The organism is Enterococcus sp. LJL51, from assembly GCF_049894025.1.
Taxonomy (GTDB): domain Bacteria; phylum Bacillota; class Bacilli; order Lactobacillales; family Enterococcaceae; genus Enterococcus_L.
Genome location: NZ_JBNEQE010000016.1, coordinates 31,933 through 46,503, shown reverse-complemented (window position 1 = coordinate 46,503; position 14,571 = coordinate 31,933). Strand labels below are relative to the sequence as shown.

Below are 14,571 nucleotides of genomic sequence, written 5' to 3'. Positions count from 1 at the left end.
CATAGTAGTTGCTGGTAAAGAGCAGTCATAAGAACATAGCATCTTACTTTTATGGTAAAATCTAAAGAAACAGTTCTCTGCAACTCGTAAAAACCTTATCGTTATATTCAGTTATAAAAACATGGTAAAATGAAGCAAGGAGGTGTCCTATGGAACTTGTCTATCAGAAAAACAAACAGGAAAGTCTTGTTATTTATGGGGAGACGACTGCTTCACTGGTGAAAAATAAATCTTTTGCTAATAAGCATATCTTGTTGATGACAAATCAAAAATATTATGATTTGTTTTCAGATAAGCTGATTAAGCTATTCAACAATCCAGAGGATTTGGATTGGTACATTTGTAAAAATGATGTACACTGTAATAACTTCACTGAACTTGAAGCCTTATTGACCTTTCTGAAGCCTTTTTCCGCATCAAAGGAATACTTGTTGATTGGTTTGGGAAATGAAGGGGTCATGGAGCTTTCCGGCTTCGCTGCCCAGACGACTCTGCTTAGTACAGAGATATGGCATTTACCTTTGTCAATTCAATCGCTGAGTGCTTCTTTGTCTGGAAATGGGACAGTAGTTATGGGACACAAAGAAATGTTGTCAGTACCCGCCTTGGCAAAACAGATAATTTATGATCAGACAATGATTCGGCGGGAAGGAGATAGCCAACTCGTTGATTTCATGATTTTTATTCGTTGCGGTTTAGTGTGCAGCCATGAATTTCTAAGAGAGCTGTATAAGAATTTTAGTGATCAGCAGCGGTTGAAACAGCAATCGTTTACTGGGTTACTGGAGGCGTTGCTCCAATTCAATAGAGACAAAGGAACAGAGCTGCAGAGCTTTGGGCTGCTGTTTGAACGAGCATTTTATACGGTAGATGGCGGACATTTGCTATCTGGCTACATGAAATCATTATTAGGGACATTGTTACAGCTATTATTATCCCAGCAAAAAAAAGAATTTTCATTTCATTATAAAAATTTTCTGATTTGGTTGACTCGCTTAGGCTATCCGCTTGAGTTCCCAGAACAGATATTCATCAGTGACTATGTTCAGGAAATCTTGAATTGTATGGATGAGCTGGGAGAGATTATGATTCTAACCGATATCGGAAAAGCCGGTGTGAGAGAACGTGTTGAACCGGAAGAGCTACTTGAAGCACTGGAAGAGTATAAGCGTATCGTTGAAAATATAAAAAAAGGATTGTGAAGAAATGTCATATAGTGAAAAAATGCTTCAGGCACTTCATGGAGAAGAGCTGGCAGAGGCACAGCTGATGTTTGAAGAAGCATTGAGAAAAGATGATGAAGATACACTTAGCGAGCTCGGCGAAGAACTTCTTTCATTAGGATTTTTAGAAGAAGCGAAGCAGATATTTGAACAGTTATTGGAAAAACATCCGGATGCAGATGGTTTAAATTTACCGCTAGCCGAAATTGCGATTGAAAATGATGATTTTGATGGAGCGCTGGAGCTTTTAGGCAAAATAAGTACTGAAAGTCCCAATTATCCGCAAAGCTTGCTGGTACAAGCAGATATGTATCAAGTAATGGGAATCCCAGAGGTAAGTGAGACAAAGTTGAAGGAGGCTCAACAGCTGCTTCCTGATGAACTGCTGATTCGTTTTGCTTTGGGTGAACTGTATTTTGTAACAGGCCAGTTTGCTGAAGCAATTGAAGAGTATACGGAGTTGTCTGCTGCAGGAGAAGTAGATATTTCCGGTGTCTCAATCAATGAACGCTTAGGAACGAGCTACAGCATGCTGGGACAGTTTGAAGAAGCAGTACCATTTTTGGAAAACAGCTTAAAAGAAGGACAGTCTGATGACCGATTGTTTCAATTAGGCTTTACTTATGTCCAAATGCATGAAAATCAAAAAGCAATCATTTTATTCCAGCAGCTGCGGGCTTTGAATCCAAATTATTCATCAGTCTATCTATATCTGGGAGAAGCTTTACAAGAAGAGGAATTACTTGAGGAAGCTCAAGAAGTTCTAGCAGAGGGAATAAAAGAAAATCCTTTTCAAGTGGAGCTTTATCAGCTTGCCTCTGAAAATGCTTATCGGCTTCATGATGTAGCAGAAGCAGAACGATTGTTGAAAGCAGCAATCGAGCTAGGCGAGAAAACAGATGAATCATTGTTGACGCTGAGCAACCTCTACCGCACAGAAGAGCGTTTTGAAGAAGTCATCGCTGTATTAGAGCAAATGGACGAAAAGGGACATCCCTATGCAGAATGGAACCTTGCTAATGCGTATAATGAACTAGAAGAGTTTAGTCAGGCAAATGTCCATTATCAACAGGCCTATCAGGACCTGGCACATGAACCTGAGTTTTTAAAAGAATACGGTATTTTTTTAAGAGAAGAAGGACAATTGACGCAGGCCAAAGAGCTGCTCCAGCATTATTTGGCTCATGAGCCTGGAGATAATGAGGTGGCTTCTCTGCTTGACGATTTAGAGGAAAGCTAGGTGGTTTATTAATGAATATCAACGTAGCTGAAAAAAAGAGTTTTCTCGTTTGGCTGATTAACAATGTTTCCTTTAGTAAAAGAGAGATTATCTGGATATTAAATTATCTGGTGAACCATGAAACGATTTTAAATAATGTTACCTTTGTAGAGTATGCACATAAAGCAGATCGAGGAATTCGAATTACTGCAGCAGAAATGGAACAGGAGCCCATCACACTATTTTTAAAGGGCAAGTCGTTTACAGATACAGATCAGATTTTCCACGAAATTCGTATGAACTGGAAAAATCCTCTTTATTTAGAATGCGTCTTTGACAGCGCCTTTCAAAATTCAGATTATCTTTCTATTTTGGAGGACAACCCATTTTCTCCATGGAAAGAGAATATTAGTGAAGAGACTGTACAAAAAATTGATCATTATTTTGAACGGGAAGAGCAGCAGGCACGTTTAGAACTGCTGCGCACTCAAATTGATCAGGCTCTGGAAGATGGCAACTATGAGGCGTTTTTAGAATTATCTGATGAGTTTAATCGCATGAGAACACAGCTAAATGGACCGAAAACGCAAAAATAAAAAGCATCCCCTGACAAACGGATAAACAGCTTGTCAGGGGATGCTTTATTATTGATTTACTTGCTAGTTTGTTACTTTCTTTTTAAAGAGTTTTTTTGTTGGTTTCGCATAAGTAAAGCCTTCGCCGATTGCTTCATGCACATTAATGACGGAGATGAAGGCTTTCGGGTCCAACTCATGGACTATACGTTTTACCTCAATAATTTCACTGGGACTAACGACTACATATAAAATCTTTTTATCTATCTGAGAATAGCCGCCCTCGCCAGATAAATAAGTAACGCCTCTTTCTAAAAGCATCATGACTACTTCGCCAATATCTTCTGAATGATTGGAAATCACCAGCATGCCTTTTGCAGAATAAGCACCATCCAAGACTGAGTCAACAATTTTACTGAACACAAATGAAACAATTAACGTATACATCATGCGTTTAACATCCAAATAGGACAAGGAAAGCGTTAAAACTAAGACATCAAAGAGCAACAGAGAGCGTCCCATGCTAACCCCGTTTTTCTTTTCAAGAATACGGGCAATTACATCGCTGCCGCCGGTCGTTCCACCTACGCGGTAAATAAGTCCGCTGCCGACACCACCAGCTAAGCCGGCAAGAAGAGAGGCGATCAGGAGATCGTGATCCAAATTAATTTCAACTGGGAATCTTTGCCAGATCCATAAGAAAGCAGATAGGGATAGTGTTCCGATAATTGTATAATAAAAGGTACGTTTCCCAAGAATTTTACCGCCTATTAGAATTAAAGGGATATTGATTATCAGAGTAGAATAGGCAGGATCTATTTTGAATAAAGCAAGTAGAATGAGGGTAATCCCAGTTACGCCGCCTTCTGCAAGATTATTTGCAATATTAATATTAACCAAACCAAACGCATAAAGAGCAGTACCAAGTAGAATGACTGCGATGTCTTTTACATAAAAATTTTTTTCTTCCATTTACTCACATCCTTTTCCTTCATCACTTTATCATTCTAAAACAAAAACGACAAGAAGAATCTTTTCAATATCAGGAGTTTTTGATAAGATGAGAAAGAAAGAAGGTTGGAGACGATATGATGCAAAATGAAAAAACGCTGGAACAAATGCAGCAGGAAGTGGATAGCTATATCCAGCAGTTTAAAACAGGCTATTTTTCTCCATTGAGCCAACTCGCCCGTTTGACAGAAGAAGTTGGGGAGCTGGCACGTGAAATCAATCATTATTACGGAGAAAAGCCTAAAAAGATAGATGAACAGCCAAAAACAGTAGAAGAAGAGCTGGGAGATGTTCTCTTTGTCACAATGATTATGGCTAATTCTCTTGATATTGACTTAACAGAAGTGTTTAATAGAAATATGGAAAAGTTTAACCAAAGAGATAAATACCGCTTTGAAAGAAAGGATGGAAAAACACATGATTAAAGTAACAATCGCCGGATTTAAAGGAAAAATGGGTAGTACTGCCGTAAAAATGGTTCTTGACCATCCTGAACTTGCGTTAGTCAGCGTAGTAGATCCTTTTTCTGAGGAAAAAAACATAAATGAACTGCCGGAATATAACGGAACAGATGTACCAGTTTTCAAAACGAAAGAAGACGTTCTTCAAACCAAACCAGATGTTTGGATTGATTTTACTATACCAACAGTTGCTTATGAGAATACGTATTTTGCTTTAGACAATCAAATTGCTCCCGTTGTTGGTACAACAGGATTCACTGAGGAACAAATCAATGAACTGAAGCTTCTTTCTGTTGCAAAGAAAACTGGTGGCTTGATTGCGCCTAATTTTGCGGTCGGAGCTGTTTTGATGATGCAGTTTGCCCAAAAAGCTGCCGCCTATTTTCCTGATGTGGAGATTATTGAGCTTCATCATGACAACAAACTGGATGCGCCAAGCGGCACAGCCATCAAAACAGCTGAAATGATGGCTGAAACCCGCAAGACAAAACAGCAGGGACATCCTGAAGAGCAAGAACTGATCCCAGGAGCTAGAGGTGCTGATTTTGAAGGAATGAAGATTCACAGCGTTCGTCTTCCGGGACTGATTGCTCATCAGCAGGTTCAATTTGGCGGAACTGGAGAAGGGTTGCTGATTCGCCACGACTCGTATGACCGCAGCTCATTTATGACTGGTGTAGCGTTGGGCTGTCAAAAAGTTGTAGGGCTTAAAGAGTTAGTGTACGGATTGGAAAATCTGCTATGAAATTAGAGGAGCTGCCGGAAGAATTCATCAAAGCTGCCAGTGTAATTGATGAAATTCAACAGCATGATTTTGAAGCTTATTTTGTCGGAGGGAGTGTCCGCGACACCCTTTTAGGAAAAACCAGTCATGATGTAGATATTGCTACTAGTGCCTATCCAGAGGAAATAAAGCAAATATTTAAGCGGACGGTTGATGTGGGCATTGAACATGGGACAGTGCTTGTTCTACATGGTGAAGAGAGCTACGAAATCACTACCTTTCGAACAGAATCCACCTATCAGGATTATCGTAGACCCGATAGTGTGACTTTTGTCCGATCCTTAGAAGAAGATTTAAAGCGTCGAGATTTCACAATCAATGCGCTAGCTATGGAAAAAAATGGTCAAATTATCGACTTATTTAATGGTTTGACGGACTTGGCAGACGGTATGATTCGAGCCGTGGGAAATGCAAAGGAGCGTTTTCATGAAGACGCGTTGCGAATGATGCGAGCCGTGCGTTTCGCCAGTCAGCTTGATTTTGCTATTGAACAGGAAACCTTGAATGCGATTTACACCTATCATTCGCTGCTTTCAAAAATATCAGTTGAACGGATTGCAGTTGAATTTTCAAAACTGCTTCTTGGAAAGGATCGGCTAAAAGGTTTGTCCCCATTCATTGAAACAGGCTGCTATCAAAGCTGCCCTGGATTGGAAGGAAAAGGACGGGAATTATTTTGCTTTTCAGAATTGCCGAATCGCCAAATTGAGGAAGAACGGCAAGCTTGGACTCTTCTCGTGAAAGAGCTAGTCATTCAGCCAGAAGAGATTTGTCCCTTCTTGAAAGAGTGGAAGCTGTCCAATCAAATGATTCATGACGTAACAGAGCTTTCCTATGGTCTGACACAGCGGCTTCAGGGAGAATGGCTGGCAACAGACTTATTTCGATTGGGCTTGGACCTGGTATTATCTGTTGAAGAACTGTTGTTTTATTATAATCAAGAGGTTAAGCTAAAAGAAACAGCAAATAAGTATGAACAACTGCCGATTAAGAGCCGGAAAGAACTAGCGGTTACTGGAAATGATTTATTGACGGTTATAAATCAGAAGCCAGGAAAATGGCTGGGCCAACTGATTGATGAATTAGAGAAAAAGGTCGTAACTGGTGAACTAGTCAATGAGCAAGAAGCTTTGCTAGTGTATGCCAAAAATCAGCTGAACAAGGAGGGAAAATAGTGAGCAAGTACGCTAAGAAATTTATTGTTAGTGAACAAGATACTGCAAAAAAAGCGGGTTCTGGTGATTTAGATGTATTGGCAACGCCCGTTATGGTAGCTATGGTAGAGAATACGGCAAAAGACTATTTAAAAATCGAGCTGACAGATGAAGAAACGAGTGTAGGCACTAGAATAGAAATCGATCATCTGAAGGCTTCAAAAATTGGAGCCGAGCTATCTGTTGAAGTGATTTGTGATTTTCAGGAAAAAAGAAGAAGGGGCTACTCCTTTGAAGTGTATGATAATGGCGTGCTTGTAGGTAAAGGCAGGCATGAGCGTGCGGTTGTTTTAACAGAATTATTTTTGAGTAGACTTGGATAAGCAGATGTTTAGTCACTTTTGCATAAATATGCTAAACTAAATATGGTGTTAAGAATTTATTATAAGGAGAAAATATTATGGCAAGAGAAATGACTGGGTTAAAATTTTATTTCAGAAATGGCGAAACTTGGACAATCGGACGCCGTTATATCGGTGATTTGTGGATTAAACAAATTACAACAAGCTTTGGACGCATTAACGGTAGTGAATTTGTAGAGATTCATCCATGTGCCGGCTTTAAAATTGAAATTTTTCAAGAGGGAGATCATGTACAAACACATGATATCAATATGGGCGGTCTGGAATCAGGCATGTTTGCCCGTGCATTGAAATATGAAGATATTGAACGAATGGAAATACTATACAAAAGCGGTACGCCAGATTTAGTGTACTTCCCATATAAAGACAAATCTGATGAAGGTTTGGATAATCAATATCAGTCAACAAAAGTCAGTGAAAAAACAAACAGCTTATACATTGTTATTGATCCTACACAAACAGTTGATGATGTATACGCTTCAGAATTTTAAACTAAGTATTCAGTTCTACCTTAGTTGAACAAAAACTGAATGAAATCACAAAGCTTGAAATGAAAATCAGAGGAGTTCTGATTTTGTTTCAAGCTTTTCTAATAGTATGAGGGCACTCCCTCAAGTACCTAACAGCTATGCTTGCGGCTTTAAATCGATTATCACGGAGCTGGATACATTCATCTGAAAACCCTCTGCATTCGTCAATTTGACAAGTGCGGAGGGTTTTCAAGCTTTTTCATTCAAAGGGACAACACTATCGTAATAATCTGTCAGCATATCGTTATATTTTTTACATTTAACTGTTACAAGCAACCCATATACTTAGTAGTTATGGAGGGATCTTATGACGTTTACTAAACATCTACAAAAAGCCGGATATCTGTTAATTAGAAGCTTAAACGCACTGATGAGAAGAAAAGGTTATTTTTTCTCTTTCTGTTTAGTTGGGATGTTATATTTTCTCTTATTTTTTTCTATCTATTGGAGCAACTTCTTCACCTTTTGGATTCATTGGGAAACAGAGCTTATAGAAAAAAGTCAGGATATTTACACCGCTCAAGCAGCTCAGCCTTTGCTGATGCTGTTGAAAAGCTTTAGAATCGGGACGATTATTTTATCCAATGCTTTTTTTCTAGCAGGACTTTTCTATACAAAGAATCTTTATAGACAAATTGCACTTATTGAAAAAGAGGCGTTCTACATCGAGAGGATGCTTGGCGAGCAGACGTCAGTCATTAGTTTGACCTTTGTTGCTGAGGCATTCTATGTTATGGCAGCGGCAGGTCTTGCCGCCATGTTTTTGTCTAGAGCAGCACTGAAGAAAATACTTGGGGATATCTCAAACTTAGGCGGACTAAAACAAGTGATTTCAGACTATCAGTTAGGAAATATGCTGACCATACTCGTTTTTCTATTGCTGCTAGTATTAACTCTGGCTGTTATTTTTAGAGCTGTTTTCAAGCAAGTCGATTCTGAACAACTGAATCAACCAGCTAGTGAGGAACAATCGAGAGAAGGGGATCTTGAGAACGACAAATAACTTACAAAAAACGATGGTCAGTTATCAATAGATACTGTTATTTTCTTTAATTTTCTGAAATTATTTTTACTATTTCTGATAAAAGTGTTGACAAGCTTTTTTGAGACGTATATACTTATGTCAATCTTAAAAACAGTAGTGGAGTGATTGACATGAACAAGACAAATCAGAAACATTCACAACTGAATAAGTATTACTTTAGCTATTTTAGATGAGTTTGTATTCATGAGATTCATGGGTGCAAACAGTGCATAACGCAAGTTTGTATCTATGATGGCTAAGGGATTTCAACATGACTTTCAAGCCGCATAGATGAAAATCTATAGTGGCTTTTTATTTTATCTTTTTTCAAGGTATTCGCTGTAGATTGTTTTAATTTACTGCGAATACCTTGTTTTTATTTTACAAAATGATGGAGGTTGAAGAATGGAAAAGAAGATTACAGGTCACACTCGGTTGGTTGGATTGTTTGCAGAGCCAATTCGTCACAGTGTGTCTCCAATGATCCAAAATGCTGCGTTTGAAGAACTCGGGATTGACGCAGTGTATCTGGCATTTGAACTGGGAACAGATCGACTGCCGCAGGCAATTGAGTCTATCCGTAATCTGGAAATGCTGGGAGCCAATTTATCCATGCCAAACAAAATGGCGGCTGTTCCGCTAATGGATGATTTAAGCGAAGCAGCAAAATTAGTAGGAGCAATCAATACAATCGTTAATCAGAATGGTCATTTGACTGGTCATATTACGGACGGTACGGGTTTTATGCGAAGCCTAAAGGATCAGGGCGTGGAAATTATCAATGGGAAAATGACCATTATTGGTGCAGGTGGCGCAGCAACTGCGATTATCGTTCAGGCGGCGTTAGATGGTGTAAAAGAAATTGCAGTCTATAACCGCAAAGATGAGTTTTATGAACGGGTAAAGGAAAAGCTGGCTTACGTCGCAGCCAACACTCAATGCAGCATCACCTTACATGACTTGGGAGACGAAGAACTTTTGTCAGAGGATGTAAAGAACAGCCAACTCCTAATAAATGCAACTGGAGTTGGCATGAAACCGGATGTAGAGGCAACACCCATTCAGGATTTCTCTATTATTCGTCCGGATTTAGCAGTTTTTGATGTTATTTATACACCAAGAGAAACCCGCTTTTTAAGAGAAGCAAAAGCTCGAGGCGCCAAAACAGCAAACGGCTTAGGTATGCTGCTATATCAAGGAGCTGCAGCTTTTGAGCTCTGGACAGGTAAAGAAATGCCAATTAACAAAGTAAAACCAATTATAGAAAATAGTTAAGAATAAACTACTCAGGGGGAAATTATTATGATCGTTATTATGAAAGCAAGCGCAACGAAGGAACAAGTGGATTCAGTGATTAAACGAGTGAAAAAAGAAGGCTTGGATGTACAAATAAACCAGGGGAAGGATCATGTTGTGATTGGCCTGCTGGGGGATACAAGAAAAATGCAGGACGTTGCTTTCAATAGCTACGAAGGGGTAGAAAATACAGTTCGTATTTCAAATACCTACAAATTAACATCAAGAGAATTTCATCCGCAAGATACAGTCGTTGATGTTGATGGTGTTAAAATTGGAGACGGTAATTTTGTTACAATGGCAGGTCCTTGTTCTATTGAAGGTCTTGATCAAATCAGAGAATGTGCTCGTATAGCAAAAGAAGGGGGCGCAACGATTCTTCGAGGAGGAGCATTTAAGCCGCGGACTTCTCCATACGCCTTCCAAGGGTTGGAAGAAGAAGGGTTGAAATTTATTCGTCAGGCTGCTGATGAATTCGGCATGAAGGTTATCACTGAAGTTATGGATGAAGGACACATCGATATGGTGGCAGAATACAGCGATATTCTTCAAATTGGTGCTAGAAACATGCAGAACTTTAAATTGCTGGCCTCAGTTGGTAAAACAGGAAAACCAATTGGGTTGAAGCGGGGAATTTCCGGAACGATTGATGAATGGCTTAATGCAGCCGAATACATTGCTGTTCAAAACAACAACAACGTTATCTTTATTGAACGGGGAATTCGGACCTACGAAACAGCTACACGGAATACCTTCGATTTAAGTGCAGTTCCGCTGATTAAAAAGCTGAGCCATTTTCCAATCATTGTTGACCCAAGTCACGGAACAGGAATCTGGGATTTAGTTCCCCCAATGGCTCGTGCTGGAGTAGCTGCAGGCGCAGACGGCATGATTGTAGAAATCCATCCGGATCCTGCAAATGCTTGGTCAGACGGACCGCAGTCATTAAATGAAAAAACATACCTGAAAATGATGCGGGAAGTTCAAGTAATGGAAAAAGCAATGAAAGAAATCAAGGCATTAGAAGGTAAATGACATGGGGTATCTTTAAGAAGTGTCCACTATGATGAGTTGGAAAGTGTTCAGCAGCTATTCAATAGCGCTTTTCAGGAATTGCTGAGCAAATATGGAGACCAAGAGACGAATCCAGCTAATGTAACAATGGAGCGACTACAGGACATAGCTTGTGATCCATCCAATAAGTTGTATTTTATTCTCTTAGATAATAAGATTATCGGAAGCATGCGGATAGTTCGCCAAGGCAAGAAGGTCAAAATCGGACCCATAGGGATTTTACCAGAATTTCAAAATCAGGGAATTGGTAAGCAAAGCATGTTTCTAATTGAACAGGAGCTAACATCGGTCAAGGTTTGGCTGCTTGATACGATAAAACAGGAAGAGAAGCTGGTACATTTCTACCTCAGCCTGGGTTATAAGCCCACTGGGCAGATAGAGTCGATTCAGCCAAATATGGATAGTATCTTTTTAAGAAAAGAGGTTGAATAAATGCTGACAGTTCGTTTACCAGACCATGAATATCAGATTATTATTGAAAAAGGAAGTCTTTCCCAAGTGGGGAAATGGGCTAGCCAACTGTGGAAACTGCAAAAAGTAGCTGTTATCACTGATTCAACGGTGGATAAGCTGTACAGTGAATCCGTGATAAAGCAGCTTTTGGAGCAGGGATTCGAAGTAAGTAAGTTCGTAGTTCCGGCAGGTGAAACAAGTAAATCTCTAGCCAATGCAGAGAATATTTTTGAACATCTCGCACAAAATCAGTTTACCCGTAGTGATGGGTTATTAGCACTGGGCGGCGGTGTTATTGGTGATTTAGCAGGATTTGTGGCAGCAACTTATATGAGGGGGATTCACTTTTTACAAGTCCCAACAACCTTGCTTGCTCAGGTAGACAGCAGCATCGGCGGAAAAACAGGCGTAAATACAAAAAATGCCAAAAATATTGTTGGTGCATTCTGGCAGCCAGATGGTGTGCTGATTGATCCGTTGACTTTAGAGACTTTGGAGCCGAGAAGACTGCGGGAAGGAATCGCTGAAATTGTTAAATCAGCAGCCATTGCAGATAAGAAATTGTGGCAGCTGCTGGAGCAGCTAGAGGATGAACAAGATCTGCTGAAGCAGGCACCGGAAATTATTATTTCCTGTCTTGAGGTGAAGAGGAAAGTTGTTGAAGAAGATGAACTGGATAATGGGATTCGGCTGATTCTTAATTTTGGACATACGATTGGGCATGCGATTGAGAACACAGCAGGTTATGGCGTAGTCAGCCATGGTGAGGCTGTAGCAATTGGAATGGTTCAAATAAATCAGATTGCAGAAGAAAAAGGTGAAACACCCCATGGTACGACAATACAGCTAATCAATATGCTGAAAAAATTCGGTCTGCCGGTTGCTTATGATGACTGGGATGAAGACCGTCTCTATCAAGCCTTGACACATGACAAAAAGACCAGAGGAAGCTCAATCAAGATTATCTTACTGGCAGCTATTGGGCAGGCAAAAATTGTTCCAATAAGCATTGAAGAAATGAAAGAGTATATACGAAGGAGTTGAGCCTTATGCGTTTTATTACAGCTGGAGAATCACATGGACCAGAACTAACAGCAATTATTGAGGGTTTGCCGGCTGGTTTGCCGCTTACCGCTGAAGATATTAATTTGGAACTTGCCCGCCGTCAGACAGGCTACGGACGAGGGGGAAGAATGAAAATTGAAAAGGATGCCGTCCGAATTACTTCAGGCATTCGTCATGGGAAAACATTAGGGTCGCCGGTGACTCTGGTTGTGGAAAATAAAGACTGGAAAAACTGGCAGTCGGTCATGTCGGCTGCAGAGGTGCCGGAAAAAGAAAAAAATATTCGTCGGGTCAACAAACCCCGGCCGGGACATGCCGATTTGGTTGGTGGAATAAAATACAAGCATGAAGACTTGAGAAATGTGTTGGAGCGTTCTTCAGCTAGAGAGACAACAATGAGAGTTGCAATTGGTGCTGTGGCTAAAAAGCTGTTAAGTGAACTGTCCATTGAAGTTGCCGGCCATGTGGTTCTTTTAGGAGGGATCAAGGCCTCTATCCCGGAAAACATGACTGTACAAGAAATAAAAGAAAAATCAGAAAGCTCTGAGGTTCGAGTAGTCGATTCATCGGTGGAAGAAAAAATAAAGACACTCATTGATGAAACAAAGAAAAATGGCGATACAATCGGCGGTGTTGTTGAAGTTCTCGTCGGTGGAGTACCCGTTGGTTTAGGAAGTTATGTTCAATGGGATCGAAAACTGGACGGGAAAATCGCACAAGCTGTTATGAGTATCAATGCATTCAAGGGTGTTGAGTTTGGGATAGGCTTTGAAATGGGCAACAGGCCCGGCAGTCAAGTTATGGATGAAATTGTTTGGAATGAACAAACCGGCTATACGCGAACCTCCAATAACCTTGGCGGTTTTGAAGGCGGCATGACCAACGGAATGCCGATTGTTGTTCGGGGCGTGATGAAGCCTATTCCTACTTTATATAAGCCGCTGCAAAGCGTAAATATCGATACAAAAGAGCCTTATAAGGCAAGTGTTGAACGCTCGGATAGTACAGCAGTTCCAGCTGCAAGTGTGGTCTGCGAAGCTGTCGTCGCTACAGAGGTGGCACAAGCGCTCTTAGAAAAATTTGACAGTGATTCCTTTGAGCAGATGAAAGAAGAGGTTACAGCCTATCGTCGCTATACTCAACAATTCTAAAATCAGATGAATGGAGTGTAGAAGATGAAGGAAAAACAAGTATTAATTGTAGGATTGGGATTAATCGGTGCTTCTTTAGCACTGGCGATAAAAAAAGAACATCCTAATACACGAATTATTGGATTGGATGTGCAAAAAGAGTCTGAGGCATTTGCTCTAAAACGCGGGATGATTGATGAAATAGCTGAAAGTTTGGATCTGGCAGCTCCAGAAGCTGATGTGATTTTACTCTGCTCCCCTGTTGAGGCGGTAAAGAAACAGCTGCAGATAATCAGCAGGATTCCTCTGAAAGAGAGTGTTATTCTGTCAGATGCCGGGAGCACTAAAAGTGAAATCGTCGACTTGGCAGAGACGTTAGGCTTAGAGAACTTCATTGGTGGTCATCCAATGGCCGGTTCTCATAAATCCGGTGTAACAGCAGGAGATGAACGGTTATTTGAAAATGCATACTACATTTTTACACCAGGCAAACCAAAAGATCAAAAAAGAATCAAAGCGCTTCAGAGCTTACTAGCTGGTACACAGGCAAAATTTGTTGTTATGTCTACAGAAGAGCATGATAAAATTACTGGTCTGTTAAGTCATCTTCCTCACGTAATTGCTGCTGGACTAGTGAATCAAAGCAAAGCTTTTAATAAAGAACATCCAGGTGCTGGGAGACTGGCTGCCGGCGGATTCCGGGACATTACCAGAATTGCTTCTTCTGATCCTGTGATGTGGACAGATATTTTATTAAGCAATAAAGAAACCCTGTTAGGACTTTTAGATAACTGGCGTGGTGAGATGGATCAGGTTTCAGAATGGATTGCTGCAGAAAACAGGGAAGCAATTTTCCAATTTTTTTACGAAGCAAAAGAAACCCGTAATCAGATGCCCATTCATAAAGAAGGAGTTATTCCAGCCTTTCATGATTTATTTATAGATGTACCGGATGTTCCTGGAGTTATTGCAGAGGTGACAGGGATTATCGGCAAAGCAAATCTGTCATTAATAAATTTGAAAATATTGGAAACACGAGAAGATATTTTTGGTATTCTTCAACTGACCTTTAAAAGAAAAGAAGATTTGGAACGTGCCAAAGAGTGTATTGAGAAAGAAACAGATTATTTATGGTATGAAAAGTAAGGAG

Annotated in this window: 16 protein-coding genes; 15 read left to right on the top strand and 1 reads right to left on the bottom strand. The window is 40.2% G+C overall.

Going from position 1 to position 14,571, the window contains the following annotated elements; genetic code table 11:
* The first annotated feature begins 149 nt into the window (after positions 1–149).
* The 3 genes from ACPWSO_RS13885 to ACPWSO_RS13875 are packed head-to-tail and all read left to right on the top strand — an operon-like array spanning position 150 to position 3,038.
* Positions 150–1,202 (top strand): hypothetical protein, encoded by a 1,053-nt coding sequence (locus ACPWSO_RS13885; protein WP_426084176.1) that lies wholly within the window; start codon positions 150–152, stop codon positions 1,200–1,202.
* A 4-nt stretch (positions 1,203–1,206) separates the two neighbouring features.
* Complete coding sequence (locus ACPWSO_RS13880; protein WP_426084175.1) at positions 1,207–2,463, top strand: tetratricopeptide repeat protein; 1,257 nt, start codon at positions 1,207–1,209, stop codon at positions 2,461–2,463.
* Positions 2,464–2,474: 11 nt separating this feature from the next.
* Positions 2,475–3,038: a ReoY family proteolytic degradation factor gene (locus tag ACPWSO_RS13875; RefSeq protein WP_426084174.1), complete on the top strand. Its 564-nt coding sequence runs from the start codon at positions 2,475–2,477 to the stop codon at positions 3,036–3,038.
* A gap of 63 nt (positions 3,039–3,101) precedes the next feature.
* Here ACPWSO_RS13875 and ACPWSO_RS13870 read toward each other — a convergent pair whose 3' ends face one another.
* On the bottom strand, positions 3,102–3,989 hold the full coding sequence (locus ACPWSO_RS13870) for a YitT family protein (RefSeq protein WP_426084173.1): 888 nt from the start codon (positions 3,987–3,989) through the stop codon (positions 3,102–3,104).
* 119 nt (positions 3,990–4,108) lie between these two features.
* Here ACPWSO_RS13870 and ACPWSO_RS13865 point away from each other — a divergent pair, with 119 nt between their 5' ends.
* The 12 genes from ACPWSO_RS13865 (at position 4,109) to ACPWSO_RS13810 (ending at position 14,567) form a co-directional block, all read left to right on the top strand.
* Positions 4,109–4,453 (top strand): nucleotide pyrophosphohydrolase, encoded by a 345-nt coding sequence (locus ACPWSO_RS13865; RefSeq protein ID WP_426084172.1) that lies wholly within the window; start codon positions 4,109–4,111, stop codon positions 4,451–4,453.
* A complete protein-coding gene (gene dapB / locus ACPWSO_RS13860; RefSeq protein ID WP_426084171.1) occupies positions 4,446–5,234 on the top strand; it encodes a 4-hydroxy-tetrahydrodipicolinate reductase in 789 nt (262 codons plus the stop codon). The genes ACPWSO_RS13865 and dapB overlap by 8 nt, the downstream gene beginning before the upstream one ends.
* A complete protein-coding gene (locus ACPWSO_RS13855) occupies positions 5,231–6,448 on the top strand; it encodes a CCA tRNA nucleotidyltransferase (RefSeq protein ID WP_426084170.1) in 1,218 nt (405 codons plus the stop codon). Before dapB ends, ACPWSO_RS13855 begins: the two co-directional genes overlap by 4 nt.
* Positions 6,448–6,810 carry a thioesterase family protein gene (locus ACPWSO_RS13850; RefSeq protein ID WP_426084169.1) on the top strand — a complete coding sequence of 121 codons (363 nt, stop codon included), beginning with the start codon at positions 6,448–6,450 and terminating at the stop codon, positions 6,808–6,810. Before ACPWSO_RS13855 ends, ACPWSO_RS13850 begins: the two co-directional genes overlap by 1 nt.
* A gap of 77 nt (positions 6,811–6,887) precedes the next feature.
* Positions 6,888–7,340, top strand: a complete 453-nt coding sequence (locus ACPWSO_RS13845) for a hypothetical protein (protein ID WP_426084168.1) — start codon at positions 6,888–6,890, stop codon at positions 7,338–7,340.
* Positions 7,341–7,686: 346 nt separating this feature from the next.
* Complete coding sequence (locus ACPWSO_RS13840; protein ID WP_426084167.1) at positions 7,687–8,382, top strand: hypothetical protein; 696 nt, start codon at positions 7,687–7,689, stop codon at positions 8,380–8,382.
* Positions 8,383–8,808: 426 nt separating this feature from the next.
* A complete protein-coding gene (gene aroE, locus ACPWSO_RS13835; protein WP_426084166.1) occupies positions 8,809–9,678 on the top strand; it encodes a shikimate dehydrogenase in 870 nt (289 codons plus the stop codon).
* A 27-nt stretch (positions 9,679–9,705) separates the two neighbouring features.
* Positions 9,706–10,734, top strand: a complete 1,029-nt coding sequence (gene aroF, locus ACPWSO_RS13830) for a 3-deoxy-7-phosphoheptulonate synthase (RefSeq protein WP_426084165.1) — start codon at positions 9,706–9,708, stop codon at positions 10,732–10,734.
* A gap of 36 nt (positions 10,735–10,770) precedes the next feature.
* On the top strand, positions 10,771–11,205 hold the full coding sequence (locus ACPWSO_RS13825) for a GNAT family N-acetyltransferase (protein ID WP_426084164.1): 435 nt from the start codon (positions 10,771–10,773) through the stop codon (positions 11,203–11,205).
* Positions 11,206–12,270: a 3-dehydroquinate synthase gene (gene aroB / locus ACPWSO_RS13820; protein WP_426084163.1), complete on the top strand. Its 1,065-nt coding sequence runs from the start codon at positions 11,206–11,208 to the stop codon at positions 12,268–12,270. It begins immediately after the preceding gene.
* A gap of 5 nt (positions 12,271–12,275) precedes the next feature.
* Complete coding sequence (aroC, locus tag ACPWSO_RS13815) at positions 12,276–13,442, top strand: chorismate synthase (RefSeq protein ID WP_426084162.1); 1,167 nt, start codon at positions 12,276–12,278, stop codon at positions 13,440–13,442.
* A gap of 24 nt (positions 13,443–13,466) precedes the next feature.
* Positions 13,467–14,567, top strand: a complete 1,101-nt coding sequence (locus ACPWSO_RS13810; protein ID WP_426084161.1) for a prephenate dehydrogenase — start codon at positions 13,467–13,469, stop codon at positions 14,565–14,567.
* The last annotated feature ends 4 nt before the right edge of the window (positions 14,568–14,571 follow it).